This window comes from Bradyrhizobium sp. B124 (assembly GCF_038967635.1).
Classification (GTDB): Bacteria; Pseudomonadota; Alphaproteobacteria; order Rhizobiales; family Xanthobacteraceae; genus Bradyrhizobium.
This window is the reverse complement of the sequence record NZ_CP152413.1, coordinates 5,035,047-5,056,708: the sequence shown is the minus strand read 5'-3', so window position 1 is coordinate 5,056,708 and position 21,662 is coordinate 5,035,047. Positions and strand designations below refer to the sequence as shown.

Annotated in this window: 12 protein-coding genes; 4 read left to right on the top strand and 8 right to left on the bottom strand. The window is 64.8% G+C overall.

Annotation, left to right across the window (positions count from 1 at the left end; all coding sequences use genetic code 11):
• Window positions 1-67: 67 nt before the first annotated feature.
• Complete coding sequence (locus tag AAFG13_RS24130; RefSeq protein ID WP_342708439.1) at window positions 68-1,618, bottom strand: AMP-binding protein; 1,551 nt, start codon at window positions 1,616-1,618, stop codon at window positions 68-70.
• 114 nt (window positions 1,619-1,732) lie between these two features.
• The gene (locus AAFG13_RS24125; RefSeq protein WP_342708438.1) at window positions 1,733-2,887 is read right to left on the bottom strand and encodes an iron-containing alcohol dehydrogenase; all 1,155 of its coding nucleotides are present in this window, start codon (window positions 2,885-2,887) and stop codon (window positions 1,733-1,735) included.
• Window positions 2,888-3,372: 485 nt separating this feature from the next.
• Between AAFG13_RS24125 and AAFG13_RS24120 the strand changes: the two genes are divergently transcribed.
• Window positions 3,373-3,807, top strand: a complete 435-nt coding sequence (locus AAFG13_RS24120) for a hypothetical protein (RefSeq protein ID WP_342708437.1) — start codon at window positions 3,373-3,375, stop codon at window positions 3,805-3,807.
• On the opposite strand, the gene AAFG13_RS24115 is transcribed toward AAFG13_RS24120, so the two are convergent.
• The 5 genes from AAFG13_RS24115 to AAFG13_RS24095 all read right to left on the bottom strand — a co-directional run bounded on the left by AAFG13_RS24115 (window position 3,789) and on the right by AAFG13_RS24095 (window position 14,218).
• Window positions 3,789-4,349, bottom strand: coding sequence for a GNAT family N-acetyltransferase (locus AAFG13_RS24115; protein ID WP_342708436.1), 561 nt, complete (start codon window positions 4,347-4,349; stop codon window positions 3,789-3,791). The genes AAFG13_RS24120 and AAFG13_RS24115 overlap by 19 nt on opposite strands.
• 7 nt (window positions 4,350-4,356) lie before the next feature.
• A complete protein-coding gene (locus AAFG13_RS24110) occupies window positions 4,357-4,884 on the bottom strand; it encodes a tail fiber protein (protein ID WP_212316805.1) in 528 nt (175 codons plus the stop codon).
• A gap of 9 nt (window positions 4,885-4,893) precedes the next feature.
• The gene (locus tag AAFG13_RS24105) at window positions 4,894-5,397 is read right to left on the bottom strand and encodes a tail fiber protein (RefSeq protein WP_212316807.1); all 504 of its coding nucleotides are present in this window, start codon (window positions 5,395-5,397) and stop codon (window positions 4,894-4,896) included.
• Window positions 5,398-5,409: 12 nt separating this feature from the next.
• Entirely contained in the window at window positions 5,410-5,907 is a 498-nt protein-coding gene (locus tag AAFG13_RS24100; RefSeq protein WP_342708435.1) for a tail fiber protein, read from the bottom strand.
• 235 nt (window positions 5,908-6,142) lie between these two features.
• Window positions 6,143-14,218 (bottom strand): cadherin domain-containing protein, encoded by an 8,076-nt coding sequence (locus AAFG13_RS24095; protein ID WP_342708434.1) that lies wholly within the window; start codon window positions 14,216-14,218, stop codon window positions 6,143-6,145.
• A gap of 873 nt (window positions 14,219-15,091) precedes the next feature.
• Between AAFG13_RS24095 and AAFG13_RS24090 the strand changes: the two genes are divergently transcribed.
• The 3 genes from AAFG13_RS24090 to AAFG13_RS24080 all read left to right on the top strand — a co-directional run bounded on the left by AAFG13_RS24090 (window position 15,092) and on the right by AAFG13_RS24080 (window position 20,987).
• Window positions 15,092-16,330, top strand: coding sequence for an efflux RND transporter periplasmic adaptor subunit (locus AAFG13_RS24090; RefSeq protein ID WP_342713384.1), 1,239 nt, complete (start codon window positions 15,092-15,094; stop codon window positions 16,328-16,330).
• Entirely contained in the window at window positions 16,327-19,500 is a 3,174-nt protein-coding gene (locus AAFG13_RS24085) for a multidrug efflux RND transporter permease subunit (protein ID WP_212316811.1), read from the top strand. The genes AAFG13_RS24090 and AAFG13_RS24085 overlap by 4 nt, the downstream gene beginning before the upstream one ends.
• Window positions 19,501-19,796: 296 nt before the next feature.
• Window positions 19,797-20,987, top strand: a complete 1,191-nt coding sequence (locus tag AAFG13_RS24080) for an ABC transporter substrate-binding protein (RefSeq protein WP_212316812.1) — start codon at window positions 19,797-19,799, stop codon at window positions 20,985-20,987.
• Between the two features lie 276 nt (window positions 20,988-21,263).
• On the opposite strand, the gene AAFG13_RS24075 is transcribed toward AAFG13_RS24080, so the two are convergent.
• Window positions 21,264-21,653, bottom strand: a complete 390-nt coding sequence (locus tag AAFG13_RS24075; RefSeq protein ID WP_212317256.1) for an MAPEG family protein — start codon at window positions 21,651-21,653, stop codon at window positions 21,264-21,266.
• Between the last annotated feature and the right edge of the window lie 9 nt (window positions 21,654-21,662).

Below are 21,662 nucleotides of genomic sequence, written 5' to 3'. Positions count from 1 at the left end.
GACGGGCGAGTCCGTTACGCCGTGCGGCGTCCATGGCTGCGAGGGCTCGGCGCGCCGCATCGCCTGTTCAGACGATCCGTGAGGTCTTGTTGCCCCAATAGCGATCGCGCAGCAGGCGCTTGTAGAGTTTTCCGGTCGGCAGCCGCGGCAGCTCGGCCTCGAAATCGACCGAGCGCGGCACCTTCTGGCGCGACAGCGCGCTTGCGCAGAACGCGATCAACTCCTCGGCGAGATCAGGTCCGGGTGCGACGCCGTCGACCGGCTGCACCACCGCTTTCACCTCCTCGCCGAGATCGACATTGGGCACGCCGAACACCGCGGCGTCGGCGACCTTGGGATGGGTGATCAGGAGGTTCTCGCATTCCTGCGGGTAGATATTCACGCCGCCGGAGATGATCATGAAGGTGGCGCGATCGGTCAGATAGAGGAAGTTGTCGTCGTCGACATAGCCGACGTCGCCGACCGTGCTCATGCTGCCGTCCGCCGAGCGGGCCTCGCTGGTCTTGGCCGGATCGTTGAAATACTCGAACGGCGTGGCGGTCTTGAACCACACGGTGCCGGGCGTGCCCTTCGGGCAGGGCTGCATGTTCTCGTCGAGGATATGGAGGTCGCCGAGCAGCACCTTGCCGACGGTGCCGCGATGCGCGAGCCATTCCTCGCTGTTGCAGGCGGTGAAGCCGAGGCCCTCGGTCGCGCCGTAATATTCGTGAATGATCGGGCCCCACCATTTGATCATGTCGTCCTTGACCAGCGCCGGGCAGGGCGCCGCGGCATGGATCGCGATCTCGAGCGTCGACAGATCGTAGCGGGTACGAATCTCCTCGGGCAGCTTCAACAGGCGCGAGAACATCGTCGGCACCAGCTGGCTGTGGGTGATGCCCCATTTTTCGACGAGCTGGAGATAGCGCTCGGGATCGAAGCTTTCCATGATGACGACGGTGCCCCCCATCCGGATGGTGAGATTGACCGCGGCCTGCGGCGCCGAGTGATAGAGCGGCGCCGGCGACAGATAGACCATGCCCTCGCGGTAGTGCCAGAGCTTGGTCAGGAAATCGAACAGCGGCAGGTTTTGCGACGGCGGCTGCTCGGGCAGCGGCCGCACGATGCCCTTCGGCCGGCCGGTCGTGCCGGACGAATAGAGCATCGCGGTGCCCGCATATTCGTCCGCGATCGGCGTCGCCGGCAGCCCCGCGGTGGCCTGTTGCAGTCCGACGATGCGATCGCTCTCACTGTCGCCGTCGACCACGATGCAGAGCTCGACCTGCGGGCACTCCTTCAGCGCCTCGCGCGCGATGTCGAGCTTCAGCTTCGAGGTGATCAGGATCCGCGACTGGCTGTTGGTCAGGATGTAGGCGAGCTCGCCGGCCGTGAGGTAGGAATTGACGCAGGTGAAGTAGAGGCCGGAACGTTCACCGGCGCCGCAGGCCTCGAGGTAGCGGTTGTTGTTCTCCATGAAGATCGAATAGTGGTCGAGCCGCTTCATGCCGCGGTTGCGGAACAGATGCGCGAGACGGTTGTTGCGCGCCTCGAGCTCGCGATAGGTGACGATCTCGCCGGTCCCGGCCATGATGAAGGCCGGTTGCAGCGGGCGCAGGTAAGCATGCTTGCCGGTGTACATCGAAGCTCAGATCTCCCTCAGTGTTGCTTTGCTTCCTGTTTGAGCATGATCTCCGCGCAAACGCTTCGCGTTTGTCGCGAGGGAAAACCGCTTCGCACTTTTCCGGATCATGCTTTAAGCGGCCATCATCAGAATCTCGCGGACCTGGGATGGACCGTCGATCTTGCGCGGATTGCGCGGCACCCAGGGCGTGCGCATCGCACCCGCCGCGATGCGGTCGAAATGCTCAGGGCCAACACGGACCTCCTGCAGGCTGCGCGGCATGCCGAGGTCGCGGATGAAGCGGTCGAGCACGTCGCCGGCGTCCGCGCCCGGATGGCCCATCGCGGCCGCGACCAGCGCCTGCCGGTCGGCATTGTCGCGCTTGTTCCAGCGCATCACCGCCGGCAGCATCACGCATGACGTGTAGCCGTGCGGCACGTCGAATTCGGCGCCGAGCACATAGCCTATGCCGTGGCTCGCGCCCATCGGCACGCCGGAGGCGAGCGGGCCGGTCGACAGCCAGGTGCCGATCTGGCAATCCATCCGCGCCGGGATGTCCTTCGGATCGGCCTTCACCCGCGGCAGGCCCTGCGCCAGCATCTCCAGCCCCTTCAGCGCCTGTGCATCGCCGTAAGGATGCGCCTCGCGCGAGCAGATGCCCTCGACGCAATGATCGACCGCGCGGATGCCGGTCGACAGGAACAGCCAGTCCGGCGTGTGCACCGACAGGTCCGGATCGAGGATGGTGGCGCGCGGCATCACCAGGGGATGGCGCAGCATCTCCTTCTGCCGCTTGGCCTCGTTGGTGACGCCTGCGATCGAGGAGAACTCGCCGCCGGCGATCGTGGTCGGCACGCTGATCTGGCGCACGGTGGGAGGATTCATCTCGGGCGAGACGCCGCCACGGGTGCGGATCGTGTCGATACCGTCGGATGTCGTGACGTTGTTGGCGAGGCAAAGCTGCACCGCCTTGGCGCCGTCGGTGATCGAGCCGCCGCCGATGGTGACGATCAGGTCGGCCTTCGCGTCACGCGCCTGTTCCGCCGCCGCGATGACGGCGGCACGCGGCGTGTGCGCTGGCATCTGGTCGAATGTACCGACGCAGCGGGCGCCGAGCGCCTGGCGGACTTTTTCGATCTCGTCGGTCTCGCGGTTCAGCGTACCCGACACCATCAGGAAGGCGCGCTGGGCGCCAAGCCGGTCCAGTTGCTCGACGATGGCCTCACGAGCGGGCCGCCCGAACACGACCTCGTCCATGGCGCCGAATACGACACGGCCTCGATGCACGCGGCTGTCCTCCCTCAAGATGGCCCGCCTTGCCGGCGGCCCTTTGCGGGGAGGTTAGCGGAGGAAATCGGGGCCGTCATCAGGGCTCCTGGGTTGCACGGTCGGAGGCTCCGCGTTCAACGCAGTCGTCCCGGCGAAGGCCGGGACCCATAACCACCGCATTTGGTGATGAAAGGGACGCGGCCGCAGCGTCGCGCAGCAATCGAAATCTGGGGTAGTGGGTCCTGGCTTTCGCCAGGACGACGCCGAGTGTGTTGCGCATTCTGTGAGTCATGCTTCCGCATCCTCGCGGCGCGATGCACCCGAGTCTTGCGTTTACTTACCCTCCTCTTGGGCAGAGGGCGCAGGGAAAGCCGGGTGCGCTTGGGGGCACCGCTCCATCCACCCGTCGTTCCGGGGCGGCGCGAAGCGCCGAGCCCGGAATCCATTGTGCCACCGAACAAGTGGATGAATGGATTCCGGGTTCTCGCTTCGCGAGCCCCGGAATGACGGTCGACGACAGGACCTCTCGACGTGAGGGCGGCAAGGGCTTCGGATCGAAGAATGGATGCCTGGCAGAAATCTTGACGGCAACATCGCGGCGTGTGTTACACCTCGAAAGCAACAGGGACGTGCGCATGTCATCCACCGTCGATCTGGCCGAACTGCATCTTGACGACTTCATGCCGCATCGAGATGCGGAGTTCGAGATGCAGACGGCGGAAGGCGTCGTGGCGTTGAAGCTCGCTAAGGTCGAGGCCGCGGGCAACAGCGGCCGGCCGGGCGGTGCGTTCTCGCTGCTGTTCACGACGCCGAAGGGAGCCTGGTTGCCGCAGGCGATCTATCCGGTGCGGCATCCGGCACTCGGCGTGATCGAGATCTTCCTGGTGCCGATCGGCCCGCTCGGAGACGGCAACGGCTATCAGGCGGTCTTCACCTGATGGCCGGAAGCTGCGGTCCCGCGCCAGCGCATCAGGTCGTAGACGCCCTTGTCTTCCTCGGTGACGAAACCGAGCCGGCGGTAGAGCCGCATCGCCGGATTGAACTTCTCGACATGGATTGACATCGCCTTGCCTGCGCCGGCGGCCTCGTCGAGCAGGTCGCGCATCAGCACGCCGCCGAGACCCGATCCGCGATGTTCGGGCAGGAAGGCGATATCGATGACGCAATGCTCGCTCGGCCAGCGGTCGACATAGAGGCGGCCGATATCCTCTCCACCGCGCATCGTCACCAGCCAGTCGGCCGTCGGATAGTGCTGCTGGTAATGCGCATGCTGCGCCTGGAACTGCATCGCCAGGAAGGCGGCCTTCTGCTCCGCGCTCCACGGTGTCACTGCCAGTTCATCGGTGCGCGTCGAAGCATAGAGCCGCGACAGGAAGGGCAAATCGGCATCGGCGATACGACGGAAGCTCAGGCCGGCATCCGCGGCGCGCGTCCATCCGAACGCCGCTGCAGCCGCATCAGTGCTCAAACCATCCGTCATGGCCGGTCTAGCTGCGCGGCGGGAAAATGCCCTGCAACGCGATGCAGAAATTCAACGTGAGATAGGGCATCAGGTTGTTATGGGGCTGGCTGCCGCCGTTCGGCAGAATTGAACTGGTTGCCGAGAACGGCGAAACGTTGGTCAGCGTCGCCGTGTAGGCTTGCCCCGGGTTTGCGCGTGCAAGGGATCGTGCCGGACCGGGCGTGGCAAGCTGAGACTGATTGATATTGCCCAGAACCCCGTGGTTGTGCTGGGGCATCTGGCTTTGCAGCAGGGTCACAGTCGTCGTACCGGCGGACTGTCCGATGTCGTAGAAAGTGCCGGAGGAGCTCTGCCCCTGCTGCATCGGCGCGCTGCCTTGCAGGTTGGGCAACGCAAAGTTGCTCTTGCCGTCGCCGCCATAATAGGTGCCGAGCAGGGAGAAAAGTGCGGTGTTCTGCGAGATCGGTATGAGTTGCCCGTTGCAGACGGCCCACCCCAACGGCGCGAAGTCGAACGGGAAAATGCGGATCTCGGCCAGGAATTGATCAGACATGGTCCCGTCCTAGTTTTGGCTCGGGTAAACGCCGAACAGTGAAATGATGAAGTTGTAGCAGAGGTAGGGTTGCATGTTGTCGTGCGGCTGGCTGCCGCCGACGAACGAGCACGCCTGGCTCGCCATCGGCGAGGCGGCCGCGACCTCGCGGTAGATCTGGGTCGCTCCCACCGCGCCCACGACATTGCCCGTCACCGTGTTGCCGGTCGCATTGTTCAGGGACGCAGCCATCGGGTGGTTGTGGGTGGGCAGTTGCTGGGTGATCAGCGTTACCTGTTCGGAGCCCCCGGTCTGCCCGATGACGAAGCCACTGGTCTGGTGCAACGGCAGACGGCCTTGCAGGTTCGGCAGGGCGAACGTCTGCTGGCCGTCACCGCCATAGGTGGTCCCGATCAGATTGTACAAGGTGGCGTACTGGTCGATTGGCAGGATCTGTCCCTGGCAGAGCATCCAGCCGGCCGGCGCGAAATTGCCGCCGAACATGCGAATCTCGCCCACGTAAGGCTGGCCCATGGCGCGCGTCCTTCAGGTCCGGGAGGGGAAGATGCCCTGCAACGCGATGCAGAAGCTGAGCGTGAGATAGGGCTGCATGTTCTCGTGCGGCTGTGAGCCGCCGGCATTGCCGACGGTGCTCGGAGCCAGCGTCGTCAAATTGCTGGCAGCGGTATAGAGATTGGCCGACGTCGCCATCAGATTGTTGGTGACCGCGGCATTGTCGGCGCCGTTGGTGGTGCCCTGAAAAATATGCGGATGCTGGGGCATCTCGGGGATCGACAGCGTGTGAGACGTTTCACCGCCGGATTGCCCGAGCGTGAAGCCCGAGCCCGCATGCAGCGGCACTTTTCCCTGCAGGTTGGGCAGCGCGAAGGTCGTCTGGCCGTTGCCGCCATAGACGGTGCCGAGCAATGCGAACAGCGCCTGGTTCTGATTGATCGGCAGCAACTGGCCATTGCAAAAGGCCCAGCCTTTCGGCGGGAAGTTGAACGACATCATCCTGATTTCAGAGAGAAACGGTAGGGACATCGATCCTCCGTCAGACGATCCGTCTCGTCAGTGACTCAATTAATGAAAATGCAAGGCAAATGCGGTCGCGCGATTACGAATGCACGATAGCGTGTTCTACGCGAAGTGCAACCTAAACGATTGTCGGAGTTTCGTGATTTTTTGTCTGGATGGGTGACGCGCAGATGTCGTTGCGATGACGTTCGCTTCGCCACAACGACCGATGCGAATGCTGCGCGACCGAATCGCCGTTCGATCAAACCACCAGATCGTGATGGGTCTGGAGATGATCGGTCGGGTTGCCGCCCATGGCGGCGTAGGTCATCTCGTGGCCGACCCACCATGGTGTCGCGGCACTGGACTGTCCGCTGAACAGATCGGACAAGGTCTGGGTGTTCGTGGCTACATCCACGTGGTTTGTGTTGGTCTGCGACTGCGTCTGGGTCAATGACGAGAAGTCGAAGCTGTCACCGCTGGTCACCTTGAGCGTACCGGTGGTCTGCAAAGTGGCGGTTTGCTGGTTCGAGGTTGCGGTGCCTTGCGTCGGCATCGCCTTTTGCAGGGCCGCATTGGATTGGGCGACATCCGAGGTAGTGGCAAGCCGGCGCTCGCCGTCGGCGAGGCCGATATACATCAGGCTGCTGGCATCCGATGGCGAAATCGAGTCGGGGAGGCCGAGCACGTGGCCCAATTCGTGGACCACGGTGGTCAGCAGATCGAGATGACCTGCCGCGGCCGTCGACGGATCGGTCAGGAGATCGGTGCCGGCGGCGTTGACGGCATGGGTGAACTCGAAATTGTCCGACGGGGTCGGGTCGATGAACCAGCCGTGGCCGGCGGCATCGGTGTCGATCGTGATATGCAAGGCGCCTTCCTGACCGACAATCTGGCCGGCGAGGTCGGCGATGCTGAAGGTCGCGGCATGCAGGAGGGCGAGCTGCGTCGCGTTGGCGCCCGCACTCGCCCATTCGGCGATCGCCGCCGACACCACCGAACTGAGCTCGGCCTGCGTCAGGTGCGTCTCGCCCGCGTTCGGGGTCGACGCCTGAACGCCGCCCGCTTCGGCAAGCAGCGGCGCGACCACCGCGGGCAGCGTCGGCAGCGTGCTGACCAATGTCGTCGTGCCGTTGCCACCGGTGGTGTCGACGGTGATGCCGCCCGTGGTGCTGGTGTTGTCGTCGGTGATCACGCCTGCGGCGTTGCCCGACGTCGAACCGTTCTTCGAGAGGTTCAGATGGGTGCTGGCGCCGAAGTTGCTCAGCTCGACATCGGTAGCGTAGAGCGCGCTATGGTTCAGCGTGTTCTTGCTGCCGGTGCCGCCGGAACCCATGCCGATGGCGACATTCGTCGTGCTGGTGTCGGTCGCGGTCGCGCCGTTCTCGACATCGAGCGCGGCGAAGGGACTGGCGGAAGTCGGAGACGACACCGAGTTGCCGTAGAGCGTGGCGTTCAGGGTCGAGCTGCCGTCGTTGTTCTGCAGCGCGATGCCGGCGTCGCCGACGCCGGTGATGGTGTTGTTCTGGATCAGCGTCGTCAGGCTGCCGGCGCCGGCGTCGCGGACGAAGATGCCGTCGGAGTTGGATCCCACCTTCGCCGGGCCGATATCGTTGCTGGCGATGGTGCCGGACATCGTGCCGTTGTCCTGGCCTTTCGAGACGAAGATGCCGACGGTGTCGAAGGCGTTGGTGCCGCCGTCGGTCAGGATGTTGTGCGAGATGTCGAACGCGGTGGTCGCGGCGGAGACGAGGCCACCGGATCCGCTGGCGATATGGACGGCCGTGCCGCCGCCGGGAACGATCGCCTGGCCGTTGTGGAAGGTGTTGCTCCGCACCACGGCGTCCATCGACGAATTGTTGTTGGCGGCGAGCGCGATGAAGTCGGACCGCGTGCCGGCAAACGTGCTGTTGGTCACCGTGTAGTTGGCGGTCGCGGAGTTGTAGACTTGGCCGAGGACGTTGTCGTTGCCGCTCGAGCCGATCAGGCCGAACGTGTCGCTGTCCATGGTCAGGCGGTTCAGCGTGCCGCTGGTGTTGTAGAGATCGACATTCTGGGTGAAGCCGCCCGAAATGCTCGATCCCGTGATCGACGCGGTGCCGAGCAAATTGTCGAACCGGATGCTGCTTTCCTCGCGGTCGCCGGCATTGGTGGTGCCATTGGTGCCGCTGATCGCGCTGTTGGCGAGCGTGAAATTGGTGACGCCATTGCCGTAGATCGCGAAGTTGCTGAAGTCGTGCAGCGTCATGTCAGTCAGCGACACGTTGGCGGTGTTGTGCAGGAAAATGCCGGTACCGCCGTCGCCCGATGTGGTTTGCCCGCCGGCGTCGGTGCCGCTCAGGATATCGCCGCCGGTCTTGTTGTTGATCGTGCCACCGGATCCCGCGGAGCCGGTCCCGGTGACCGTGAGCCCGCCGGCCGTTCCCGTCGTGTCGAGGATGATGCCGGCATTGCCCGACGAGCCTGTCGCCGAAATGCTCTTGAAGGTGAGATTGCCGGCGCCGATGTTGGTGTGCTCGACATCGAGGGCGGTGCCGATCGTCGACGTGATGGTGTTGTTGCTGCCTGTGACGGCGATGGTGCCGCCATGGGTGAAGCTCAAGCCGGCACCGCTGGCCGTCTTGACCGTGATGTCGGACATCGTGACGGTGCCGACATTGTTGCCGTCGTCGCTGATGCCGATGCCGGTCGAGGCCGAGGTGTCGATGCTGACGCCGGTGATGGTGTGGCCCGACGTGCCGAGCAGGTCGATGCCGTTGTCGGCGCCGGTGACATGGATGACCGGATCGGTGCCGGAGCCGACATTCGCGGTCACCGTGGCGTTGGTCACCGGATTGGTGAACGTCAGGGTATGGCTGCCGCCGATCAGGTTGACGCCGCTGGCGAGGTTGATGCCGTTGGCTTCGCTGTAGGTGCCGGTGCCGTGCTCGAGCACGACATAGTCGCCGGAGCCGGCCGGATTCGCCGCGTTGAAGGCCGCGATCGAGGTGTAGGGATCGTGCTGGGTACCGAGGTTGAGGCTGGTGCCTGTCGTCGAGTTGTCGATGTAGAACACCTGCGGCACGACGCCGACATGAAAGGTCTGCGCGCCGGAGGTCTGCGCGCCGGGCGTGCCGGTGTTGCCGTTGTCGTTGACGTTCAGCGTGACGGTATCCGAGCCGGTGAAGCCGTCGTCGCTGTTGTAGGTCAGCGTCGCCAGCGCGGTATTGACCTGTGCCGTCGTGCCGGTGAGCGTGACGGTGTGGCTGGCGTTGTTGGTGAAGCTCGCGAGCCCCGCGGTGTCGAAGCTCAGGGCGGCGTGGTTTGAGGCGATCGTTGCGGTGACGTTGCCGCTGCCGGCGTCGACGTCGGCGACCGACAGGCCGGAGATCGCAAGATTGGTGTGCGAGAAGGCGGTGCCGATCGAATTGTCCGCCGGCACCGTCGCGGTGGGCGCATCGTTGACGGCGGTCACGCTTCCCGTCGTCGATGCTGTCCCGGTGTTGTTGCCGCCGTTCGCGGTGCCGCCGTCATCGTGCACGGTCAGGGTATAGGAACGCGCGGTGGTGTCGGGGTTCTCGCTGGTGTTGTTGAACTGGATCTGGTCGAGCGCCGCATTGTAGTGCGCCAGCGTGTCGGTGCCGGTGAAGCTGATCGTTTCGGTGCCGGCGGTGCTGGTGATGTCGAAGTGGATCCCGCCGATGTCGCCGCTAGTGCCGGCGTGACCCGCGATCGAGAGCGCGTCCGATGGCTTCAGATCGTTCAGCACGAAGGTCGCATCGGTCAGGTTGTTGCCTTCGGCATCTGATATCGTCAGGTTTGGCGTGATCGTCACCGGCGTCGAACTCACCGCCGGCGTGCCGTTCGGCGGTTCGGTGAATCCGGCGATGGCGCCGAAGCTGATCACCGGCGCGTCGTTGACCGGTGTGACATGGATGGTCGAGGTTGAGGTGTTGCTGTCCAGCGAGCCGTCATTGACCGTAAAGCTGACGGTACGATCCGCCCCGGACGGATTGTCGCTGGTGTTGAAATAGGTGATGGAGTCGAGCGCGGCCTTGTAGTTCGCGACGCTGGAGGAGCCGGTCAAGGTCAAAACGCCGGTCAGAGCGTTGTACGATCCGATGATGCCGTTCTGGGGGGTGAAGCCGAGCACGTCCTGGCCCGCGGCGAAGCCGCCGGTAATAGCAACCGTGGCGCTGGCCATGTTGGCGCTGTCGACGTCGGACACGTTGACCGACGTGTCGATCGCGGTCGCGGCTTGGTTCTCGATGTAGTTCAGCGTGCCGCCGGCTGACGTGATCGGCGGATCGTTGACCGGCGTGACGTGGATGGTGTCGGTGACTGCCGTGGAATTCGCGGCGCCGTCATTGGCTGTTATCGTCACCGTGCGCGCCAGGCCCGACGGGTTGTCGCTGGTGTTGAAATAGGTCACCGAGGCCAGCGCGGCCTGGTAGTTGGCGACCGTGTCGGTGCCGGTCAACGTCAGTTTGCCGGTCGCGGCATCGAACGTGCCGGTGATGTTGCCGATGGTGGTGAAGCCCAGGACATCCTGGCCGTTGGCGTAGTTGCCGGTGATCTGCACCGTCGCGCCGGCCAGCGTGGTGTTGTCGACGTCGGTTACCGTGATCGCCGGATCGAACGCCGTCGCGACCTGATTCTCGGTGTAGTTCAGCGTGTGGCCGGCGGTGACGACGGGCGGGTCGTTGACCGGAGTGACGTTGATGGTGTCGGTGACCGGCGTGCTGTCGAGCGTGCCGTCATTGGCTGTGATCGTGACGGTGCGCGCCAGCCCGGACGGATTGTCGCTGGTGTTGAAATAGGTCACCGACGCGAGCGCGGCCTGATAGTTGGCGACGGAATCGGTACCGGTCAGCGTCAGCGTTCCGGTCGCGGCATTGAACGTGCCGGTGATCGTGGCGGTGTTGACGAAGGCGAGGACGTCCTCGCCGCTCACATAGTGATCGGTGATCTGCACCGTCGCGTGGTCGAGCGTGGCGTTGTCGGAATCGGTGACGGTGATCGCCGAATCGATCGCGATCGCAACCTGGTTTTCGGTGTAGTTCAGGGTGTGGCCGGCGGTGACGACCGGGGCTGCGTCGATGACGACGCCGATGGTGAAGGTTTGCTGGCTGTGCAGCGTGCCGTCGGAGGAATCGACCGTGATGTCGTAGGATGGGCTGGCGGGGTTGAAGACAATCTTGGTGGGATCGGCGACCGTGACCTTGCCGGTGGCCGCATTGATGGTGAAGGCGCCGCCGGAGGTGTCGCCGACCAGCGAATAGGTCACGGCGGGGCCGTTGACGTCGGTCGAGGATGCCGTCACGCCGGTTCCCGAGCCGACCGGTGCGCCGACCGCGACGCGGTTGATGGCGCCGTCGCTGTCGACCGGGGTCGATGGCGCGACGTCGGTAACGGCGATGGTGAAGGTCTGCGAGCTCGCGAGCGTGCCGTCGCTCGCCTGGGCGGTGACGGTGTAGGCGTGCCCGGCCGCGCTTTCGTAGTCGATCTTGGTCGAGTCCGCGACGCTGATGACGCCCGTTGCCGCGTTGATGGTGAAGCCGCCGCCGGAGGTGTCGCCGATCAGCGAATAGGTCACGGCCGGGCCGTTGACGTCGACCGACGATGTGGTGATGCCGACGGTCGAGCCGTTGGCCGCGCCTTCGGCGATCGAATTGGGGGTGGCGTCGGCATCGACCGGGGTCGACGGCGGAGCGTCAGCGACAGCGATGGTGAACGTCTGCGAGCTCGTGAGCGTGCCGTCGCTGGCTTGCGCGGTCACCGCGTAGGAATGAGTCGGGCCGCTGCTCTCGTAGTCGATCTTGGTGGGGTCGGCGACGGTGATGACACCCGTTGTCGCGTTGATGGTGAAGCCGCCGCCCGAGGTGTCGCCGACCAGCGAATAGGTGACGGCCGGGCCATTGACGTCGGTCGATGACGCGGTGACGCCGACCGTGCTGCCGGCGGCGGCGCCTTCGACGACACTGTTGGCGGCGGCATTGCTGTCGACCGGAATCGACGGCGCCGCGTCGCTGACGGCGATGGTGAAGGTCTGCGAACTCGACAGCGTGCCGTCGCTCGCCTGTGCGGTGATGGTATAGCTGTGACCCGCGCCGCTGGTTTCGTAATCGATCTTGGTGGGATCGGCGACGGTGACGACGCCGGTCGCGGCGTTGATGGTGAAGCCGCCACCCGAGGTGTCGCCGACCAGCGAATAGGTCACGGCCGGGCCGTTGACGTCGATCGCCGACGCGGTGATGCCGACCGTGCTGCCGGCGGCGGCGCCTTCGACGACCGTGTTGGCGCCGACGTCGCTATCGACCGGGGTCGATGGCGCAACGTCCGTGACGGCGATGGTGAAGCTCTGCGTGCTGGTGCCGCCCTGGCCGTCGCTGGCCTGCGCGGTGATGGTGTAGGCGTGACCGGGCGCGCTTTCGTAATCGATCTTGGTGCCGTCGGCGACGGTGACGACACCCGTCGTCGCGTCGATGGTGAAGCCGCCGCCGGAGGTGTCGCCGACCAGCGAGTAAGTGACGGGCGGGCCGTTGACGTCGATCGCCGACGCAGTGACGCCGACAGTCGAGCCGTTGGCCGCGCCTTCGGCGATCGCATTGGGGTTGGCGTCGGCGTCGACCGGGGCCGACGGCGGGGCGTTGGTGACGCCAATGGTGAAGGTCTGCGAACTCGCGAGCGTGCCGTCGCTGGCGGTCGCCGTCACGGTGTAGGCGTGGCCGGGCGCGCTTTCATAGTTGATCTTGGTCGGGTCGGCGACGGTGATGATGCCGGTCGCCGGATCGATCGCGAAGCCGCCGCCGGAGGTATCGCCGGTCAGCGAATAGGTCACCGCCGGGCCGTTGATGTCGACCGCATGCGCGGTGATGCCGACCGCGGTGCCGGCGGTTGCGCCTTCGACGACGGTGTTGGCTGCGGCGTTGCTGTCGACCGGGGTCGATGGCGCGACGTCGGTGACGTTGATGGTGAAATTCTGCGTGCTGGTCAGCGTGCCGTCGCTGGCCTGCGCGGTGATGGTGTAGGCGTGGCCGGGGGCAGTTTCGAAATCGATCTTGGTCGGATCGGCGACGGTGACGATGCCGGTCGCAGCGTCGATGGTGAAGCCGTGCGCATCGCCGACCAGCGAATAGGTCACGGCGCCGCCATTGATGTCGGTGGCGTGAGCGGTGATCCCGACCGCGATACCGATGGCCGCGCCTTCGACCACCGAATTGGCCGTGATGTCGGTATCGGTGGGCGCCGACGGCGGTGCGTCGGTGACGCCGATGGTGAAGGTCTGGGTCGACGAGGTCGCGCCGGCGATCGCGTGCACGGTGATGGTGTAGGCGTGACCGGGCGCGCTCTCGTAGTCGAGCTTGGTCGGATCGGCGACCGTGACGACGCCGGTATTGGGATCGATCTTGAAGCCGCCGCCGGAGGTGTCGCCGGTCAGCGAGTAGGTGGTTGCGGGACCGTTCGGATCGACCGCGGACGCCGTGATGCCGACCAGCGTGTTGACGGCGGCGCCTTCGACGACGCTGTTGGCGGCGGGATTGGTGTCGACCGGCGTAGAGACCGGAACGTCGTTGACGTTGATCGTGAAGCTCTGCGAGCTAAAGCCGCCATGGCCGTCGCTGGCCTGCACGGTGATGGTGTAGGCGTGGCCCGGCGCGGTCTCGAAGTCGAGTTTGGTGGAATCGGCGACGGTGACGACGCCGGTGTTGGGATCGATCTTGAAGCCGCCGCCGGACGTATCGCCGGTCAGCGAATAAGTGACGCCGGGGCCGTTGACGTCGGCCGACGATGCGGTGATGCCGACCAGGGTGTTGACAGCGGCGCCCTCGTTGACGGCGTTCGCGGCGGCGTTGCTGTCGACCGGTGTCGATGGCGGCGCATTGCTGACCGCGATCACGAAGCTCTGCGACGAGGCGAAGATGCCGTCGGTTGCCTGCACATTGACGATGTAGCTGCCGCCGGAGCTCTCGAAGTCGACCTTGGTGGGATCAGCGACCGAGATCACGCCGGTGTTCGGATCGACCTTGAAGCCGCCATGGGAGGAATCTGATGTCAGCGAATAGGTGACCGGAAGGCCGATCAGGCTGCTCGACTGCGCGGTGATGCCGACCGAGGTGTTGGCTGCCGCGCCTTCAACGACCGTGTTGGTGCTGGAATTGGCATCGGTAGGCGGCGCCAGGAAGCCCTGGACCGGCGGCCAGAGCGTACCGGGAGGGCAGCCGAGGTAGAGATATTGCAGACCATGCGTGTCGGCGAACGCCTGCGCGGCCGGATCAAGAATGATATGTCCGGTCGGATCGAGGTGAAGTTCGGGGCGCGTTAAACCACCGATTGTATAAGCGGGTATGGTCGACATGCGCACTCCTGCGACCGGCGTGGAAGCCGGTCAATATTTACAATTGTTGGGGACGATGACGTGTGAAGCCGTTCACACGTTTAGGTTGACTACCCGCGACGCGCGATCGCGCCAAGCCGCCTGCAATTTGAGAAGGCCGCGATGTTCGCGGAGCCGTGGCATCAGCGAGTTCAAATGCGCGTGCCATTTACGTAGTCGCTTTCACACACTCGCGCCGCGACAAAACACTATCAATGTTCGAGAAAAATGCGGCCGGCCAAGAATATTCATGCTTTGGCAACCATGACCGTATTGGCGATACTACCGGGTGTCAATGTGTGTCCGGATGACAACCGCGCCGTTAACTATGATTCCGCTCGTGCAGCGGGAGGTAGAGTGCGGGAACTTGGTTGGTCCTGCTGTCAGCGGGCCGGAGGTTTCTGTGCCAAAAGTGGAATCGGGTGCAGTGTGACGAATCTGTGAAGCGAACTCGCGTTGTGATTGATTCGGGGCGGCCTGTCTGTGACCTCGCAGCTCCGATAGGCCAGCCAAACTGCCCCTTTTCGTCGTCACGGTTTCGCGAGCGTGTCGTAAGGCTTTCAGATTGCGCAACTATTCGCTTGATCCGGCGGCCATCTTGAACAGACTGGGGTGCGGCTACATCTGTGACGTCCGCTGCCGCGACATTGCGGTGGTCCATCCGTGTTGAATCACCGCAATTTCAGTTGCGACTTTCGTAGCCCTGCTTTGGTCGGCGTGCTTCGTAGTCTTTTGGGGGAGAGCGAATTGAGTTCGATTGACAGAACGGGGCGTCCGGCTCCGGTGACCGGTGTCGAGCGTCGTTCGCTCCGCCGCCAGGGATTCGTCAGGGCGTGCCGGCGCGGCCTCGCGCCGATCGGGCTGTTGGCCGCGCTGACGGTCGGCGGCTGCGACGACAAGACCGCGCAATCGCCGGCCGCGCCTCCGGCGCCGCCCGTGACCGTCGCGCAGCCGGTCAAACGCACCGTCACCGACTGGGACGAATTCACCGGCCGCTTCGAGGCGGTCGAGGAGGTTCAGGTCCGCGCCCGCGTCGGCGGCTTCGTCAACAGTGTCGAGTTCAAGGATGGTGACATCGTCCACACCGGCGATCTGCTTTACATCATCGATCCGCGGCCGTTCGAGGCGGTCGTGCTGCAGGCCGAAGGTCAGCTCGCCGACGCACGCGCCAAGGGCGAGCTTGCCAAGCGGGATCTCGAGCGCGGGCTCAATCTGGTGCAGACCAGCGCGGTCTCGGAGCAGGTCGTCGACCAGCGCCGCCAGGCATTGCAGGCGGCACGCGCCGCCGAGACGCAGGCCGAGGGCTCGCTGAAGGCCGCGCAGCTCAACGTCGAATTCACCCATGTGCTGGCGCCGATCACCGGCCGCGTCAGCCGGCATCTGGTGACGCCGGGCAATCTCGTGCAGGGCAGCGAGAGCGGTTCGACGCTGTTGACCTCGATCGTGTCGCTCGATCCGATCTACATCTATTTCGACGTCGACGAGGCGACCTATCAGCGCAACAGCAAGCTGTGGTTCGAAGGCCGGCGGCCGAGCTCGCGCGATACCGCGAACCCGGTGCAGGTGACGCTGACCGGCGAGACCAAACCCTCGCATGAAGGCAAGATGGACTTCATCGACAACCGCCTCGACGTCTCCACCGCGACGCTGCGCAGCCGCGCGGTGATCCCGAACAAGGACCTCTCGATCCTGCCCGGCCAGTTCGGCCGCGTCCGTCTGATCGGCTCCTCGCCCTACGAGGCGCTGCTGATCCCGGATACCGCCATCGCCACCGACCAGTCGCGCAAGATCGTGTTCGTGGTCAAGGACGACAACACGGTGGAAGCAAGGACAGTTACGCTCGGACCGCTGGATGAGGGTCTGCGCGTGATCCGCGAAGGCCTCAAGCCGGAGGACCATGTGATCGTCGACGGGCTGCAACGTGCCCGCGTCGGCGCCAAGGTGACGCCGAAAATGGCCCAGGCTCCGGCCGAAGCCAAGCCCTCGGCAGGGGACAAGCCGCCGGCGGGTGATAAGCCTCCGGCAGGCGACAAGCCCGCGGAAGCTGCCAAGCCCCCGGCAGCAGACAAGCCCGCGGCAGGTGCCAAGCCATGAATCTCGGCAGGCTTTCCATCAACCAGCCCATCCTCGCGATGGTGCTGTCGATCGTGCTGCTGATCGTCGGCGCGATTGCCTATCCGACGCTGCCGGTCTCGGAATATCCGCAGGTCGTGCCGCCGACCGTCACGGTGACCACGCAGTACCCGGGCGCCTCGGCGCAGACCGTGTCCGACACCGTCGCCGCTCCGATCGAGCAGGAGGTCAACGGCGTCGAGGACATGCTGTATCTCTACAGCCAGGCGACCTCGAACGGCCAGCTCACCATCACCGCGACCTTCAAGCTCGGCACCGACCTCGACAAGGCCCAGGTGCTGGTGCAGAACCGCGTCGCGATCGCGCAGCCGCGGCTGCCTGAAGAAGTGCAGCGCAACGGCGTCGTCACCCGCAAGAACTCGCCCGACATCCTGATGGTCGTGTTCATGCTGTCGCCCGACGACACGTTCGACCAGCTCTACATCTCCAACTACGCGCTGCTGCAGGTCCGCGACCAGCTGTTGCGGCTCGACGGCGTCGGCGACATCCAGATGTTCGGCGCGCGCGACTACTCGATGCGGCTGTGGCTCGATCCCGACCGGATCGCCAATCTCGGCCTGACCTCGGGCGAGGTGCTGGCGGCGATCCGGGCGCAGAACCTGCAGATCGCGGGCGGCCAGATCGCCGAGCCGCCGATCGCCGATCGCGCATTCCAGCCGAACCTCGTCTTCACCGGCCGCCTCAAGGACATCAGGCAGTTCGAGGACATCGTGGTGAAGGCCGGCTCCGACGGCCGCACCGTGCGCCTGCGCGACGTTGCCCGCGTCGAGCTCGGTGCGCTGTCCTACGCCACCAACAGCTTCCTGCTGCGCAAATCGGCGGTCGCGCTGCTGGTGACGCAACGGCCCGGATCGAACGCGCTCGCCACCGCAAAGAACATCTCCGACACGATGGAGCGGATGAAGGCGAGTTTCCCGAAGGGGCTCGACTACAATATCGGCTATAACCCGACCGAATTCATCGCCCAATCGGTCCATGAGCTGATCAAGACGATCTACGAAGCGATGGCGCTCGTCGTCATCGTGGTGCTGGTGTTCCTGCAGGGCTGGCGGCCTGCGATCATCCCGATCATCGCGATCCCGGTGTCGCTGGTCGGCACCTTCGCGGTGATGGCCGCGCTCGGCTTCTCGATCAACAATCTGACCTTGTTCGGCCTGGTTCTCGCGGTCGGCATCGTGGTCGACGACGCCATCGTGGTGGTCGAGAATGTCGAACGGCATCTCGAGCACGGCATGAGCCGGCGCGAGGCTGCGCTCAAGACCATGGAGGAGGTCGGCGGCGCGCTGGTCTCGATCGCGCTGGTGCTGTGCGCGGTGTTCGTGCCGACCGCCTTCCTCGGCGGCATCTCCGGGCAGTTCTTCCAGCAATTCGCCGTGACGATCGCGGTCGCGACCGCGATCTCCTGCTTCTGCTCGCTGACGCTGTCCCCGGCGCTGGCCTCGCAGATCCTGGTCCCGCACGAGGAGAAACGCCCGCCGGCGCGCTGGAACATCATCGCGCGCGGCTGGGACAGCTTCACCGCGCTGTTCAACCGCGTGTTCGACCGGCTGGCGCATGGCTATGCGGCGGTCGCCGACTTCGTGATCCGGCACACCGTGGTGATGGTCGCGATCTACCTCGTGTTGATCGGCAGCGCCGGCTGGCTGCTCGCGACCACCTCGCAGGGCTTCATCCCGGCGCAGGACCGCGGCTACGTCATCATCTCCGCGCAACTGCCGGGCGCGGCGTCGCTGGCGCGCACGACGGCTGTGGTGCGCGAGATCGAGCGGATCGCGCTGGATACGCCGGGTATCGTCCGCGTCGCGGCGTTCGCCGGCTTCTCCGGCGCGACGCGCACGCAGGCGGGTAATGCCGCGGCGCTGTTCCCGGTGTTCGATGAGCCGGAGGCGCGGCTGAAGAAGGGACTGACGGCGACCGCGATCACGGCCGACCTGCGCAAGCGCCTGTCGGTGATCCAGGGCGCCTTCATCATCGTCATTCCGCCGCCGGCCGTGCCCGGTATCGGCACCGGCGGTGGTTTCACCATCCGCGTCCAGGATCGACAGGGGCGCGGGCCCGAACTGCTGGCGTCCGCGACCGACGAACTGGTGTTGGCCGCGCGCAAGTCGCCGAGCCTCACATCGGTGTTCTCGCCTTACTCCGCGAACACCCCGCAGCTGTTCGTCGATATCGATCGCGTCAAGGCGCAGAAGCTCGGCGTTCCCATCGCCAACATCACCGACACGATCGAGACCTATTTCGGCTCGACCTATGTCAACGACTTCAACCTGTTCGGGCGCACCTATCACGTCACGGCGCAGGCCGATCTGCCGTTCCGCAAGGAGACCACCGATCTTTCGCGGCTGCGCACCCGCAACGCCGCCGGCGACATGGTGATGCTCGGCAGCGTCGTGGACTTCAAGGACATCTCGGGCCCCGACCGAGTCGCGCGCTACAATCTCTACTCGGCGTCTGAACTGCAGGGTGAGCCGGCGCCGGGCGTCAGCTCGACGACGGCGCTCAACACCATCAAGAAGCTCGCCGACGAAACCCTGCCGAGCGGCTTCTCGTTCGAATGGACCGACCTGTCCTACCAGCAGGTCAACGGCGCCAATGCGGGCCTCTACGTGTTCCCGATCTGCGTGCTGTTCGTCTATCTGGTGCTGGCCGCGCAATATGGCAGCTGGACACTGCCGTTCGCGGTGATCCTGATCGTGCCGATGTGCCTGTTCGCGGCCACCATCGGCGTGCGCATCATGGGCCAGGACGTCAATATCCTGACCCAGATCGGCTTCGTGGTGCTGGTAGGCCTCGCCGCCAAGAACGCGATCCTGATCGTCGAGTTTGCGCGCGATATCGAGCTCGAGGGCCGGCCACGGCTGGAGGCGGTCATCGAGGCCTGCCGGCTCCGCCTGCGGCCGATTCTGATGACGTCGTTCGCCTTCATCCTCGGCGTGCTGCCGCTGGTGCTGTCGACCGGCTCGGGCTCGGAGATGCGCCAGGCGGTCGGTGTCGCCGTGTTCTTCGGCATGCTCGGCGTCACCCTGTTCGGCCTCGTCTTCACGCCGATCTTCTACATGGTGGTGCGCAACCTCGCGGAAGGAAAGAACGAGGGCAAGCCGAAGGAACCCGCAGCGAACGTGGCGGGGTAGCGGGCGGCATTCGGCGTACCGCGGCAGCAAGTCCTTCCCCGTCATCCTGAGGAGCCTGCGAAGCAGGCGTCTCGAAGGATGCACGGCCACCAGCCGGGCCGTCGACCCTTCGAGGCTCGCTCAGCGGCGCAATTGCGCCGCAAGGCTCGCACCTCAGGGTGACGGAGCAGATATTGTGCGGACTTGCGTCGGCAGCCCATACTAACGGCTGAGCGGAAAGAGATGGGCAGGCGCGGGGTTATAAAATAATGTCGCGCCGATTTTTCCTGATGAGAGACTGCTGGGAGAGCACAAAAATGAAGTCGGGATTTTTGGCTGCGGTCGCGGCGTGCAGCCTGATGCTGGCGGCGCCGGCGTCGGCACAAGGTGTCAAGATCGGCATCCTGAACGATCAGTCCGGCGTCTACGCCGACTACGGCGGAAAGTATTCGCTCGAGGCGGCGCGGATGGCGGTCGAGGATTTCGGCGGCGAGGTGCTGGGCCAGAAGATCGAGATCGTCACCGCCGATCATCAGAACAAGCCGGATCTCGCGACCGCGATCGCGCGACGCTGGTACGAGGTCGAGAACGTCGACATGATCACCGAGCTCACAACTTCGTCGGTCGCGCTCGCGGTGCAGGAGCTGTCCAAGGAAAAGAAGAAGATCGACATCGTGGTGGGTGCGGCAACCTCGCGCATTTCAGGCGACGCCTGCACGCCCTACAGCTTCCACTGGGCCTACGACACTCGCGCGCTGGCGGTCGGTACCGGCGGAGCGCTGACGGAAGCGGGCGGCGACACGTGGTTCTTTCTGACCGCCGACTACGCTTTCGGCTACGCGCTGGAAAAGGACACCAGCGACATCGTCGCCTCGAAGGGCGGCAAGGTGGTCGGTTCGGTCCGCGTGCCGCTCAACTCGTCGGACTTCTCGTCCTTCCTGCTGCAGGCGCAGAGCTCGAAGGCCAAGATCATCGGGCTTGCCAATGCCGGGCTCGACACCACCAACTCGATCAAGCAGGCAGCCGAGTTCGGCATCGTCAGGGGCGGCCAGAAACTCGCCGGCCTGCTGATGACGCTGTCGGAGGTGCACGGTCTCGGGTTGGAGGCAGCCCAGGGTCTTGTCCTCACCGAAGGGTTCTACTGGGATCACGACGACGCCTCGCGCGCTTTCAGCGAGCGCTTCATCAAGCGCACCGGCCACATGCCGAGCATGATCCATGCCGGCACCTATTCGGCGACGCTGAGCTATTTGAAGGCGGTGAAGGCCGCCGGCACCAAGGACAGCGAAGCGGTCGCCGCGAAGCTGAAGGAGCTGCCGGTCGACGACGCCTTTGCCAAGGGCAAGGTGCTCGCCAACGGCCGCATGGTCCATGACCTCTATCTGTTCGAGGTCAAGAAGCCGTCGGAATCGAAGAAGCCGTGGGACTATTACAAGCAGCTCGCCGTGGTGCCGGGCGACAAGGCGTTCTTCACCGCAAAGGACAGCGGCTGCCCGCTGACCAAGTGACGCCTAGCTAAAGCATGATCCGGAAAAGTGCGAAGCGGTTTTCCGAAAAGATCATGCTTAAACAAGGAGCTAAAGCGCGATGACGATTCAACCTGATCTCATCGCGCTTTAGGGCAACAAATATCGGTGTCGTCCCGGCGAAAGCCGGGACCCATAACCACCGATGTTAGCTATTCTGCCGCGCTGGGGCCCCAGCCATCGCAAAACTCGATCCCGTGGTTACGGGTCCCGGGTCAAGCCCGGGACGACGACGGCGTGTGTGGCGCGATCGCGCCCTCAATGCACCAGCCGCCACACCGCGCCGCCGAGCGCGCCGATCCACAGGATGATGCACGCCACTGCCTGAATGGCGAAACCTCGGCTGCGCTTCGCCACCGCCTCGCGATAGCCGATGAAGTAGACGATGCGGCCGATCACCCAGAGTGCACCGATCGCGGCCGCCGCGGCATCGCCGACATAGATCGCAAACAGCCACAGCGACGGCAGGAAGATCGGCATCCATTCCAGCGTGTTCATCTGGATGCGGAAGATGCGCTCGAAATCCGGATGGCCTGAGATCGCCGGCAGCTTGACGCCGTAGGCGGCACGGGCGCGCGCGACCTGTGTCGAGGTGTAGAAATAGAACGCGACCGCAAGGCAGGTGACGATGGCCGTGTAGTGATACATGTCAGGCGT

Bases quoted from the DNA above. Each gene is read 5' to 3' on its own strand.
- AAFG13_RS24075 (WP_212317256.1), bottom strand. From the start codon at position 21,653: ATGTATCACTACACGGCCATCGTCACCTGCCTTGCGGTCGCGTTCTAT.
- AAFG13_RS24105 (WP_212316807.1), bottom strand. From the start codon at position 5,397: ATGGGCCAGCCTTACGTGGGCGAGATTCGCATGTTCGGCGGCAATTTC.
- AAFG13_RS24095 (WP_342708434.1), bottom strand. From the start codon at position 14,218: ATGTCGACCATACCCGCTTATACAATCGGTGGTTTAACGCGCCCCGAA.
- AAFG13_RS24115 (WP_342708436.1), bottom strand. From the start codon at position 4,349: ATGACGGATGGTTTGAGCACTGATGCGGCTGCAGCGGCGTTCGGATGG.
- AAFG13_RS24080 (WP_212316812.1), top strand. From the start codon at position 19,797: ATGAAGTCGGGATTTTTGGCTGCGGTCGCGGCGTGCAGCCTGATGCTG.
- AAFG13_RS24100 (WP_342708435.1), bottom strand. From the start codon at position 5,907: ATGTCCCTACCGTTTCTCTCTGAAATCAGGATGATGTCGTTCAACTTC.
- AAFG13_RS24130 (WP_342708439.1), bottom strand. From the start codon at position 1,618: ATGTACACCGGCAAGCATGCTTACCTGCGCCCGCTGCAACCGGCCTTC.
- AAFG13_RS24110 (WP_212316805.1), bottom strand. From the start codon at position 4,884: ATGTCTGATCAATTCCTGGCCGAGATCCGCATTTTCCCGTTCGACTTC.
- AAFG13_RS24085 (WP_212316811.1), top strand. From the start codon at position 16,327: ATGAATCTCGGCAGGCTTTCCATCAACCAGCCCATCCTCGCGATGGTG.
- AAFG13_RS24120 (WP_342708437.1), top strand. From the start codon at position 3,373: ATGACGGTCGACGACAGGACCTCTCGACGTGAGGGCGGCAAGGGCTTC.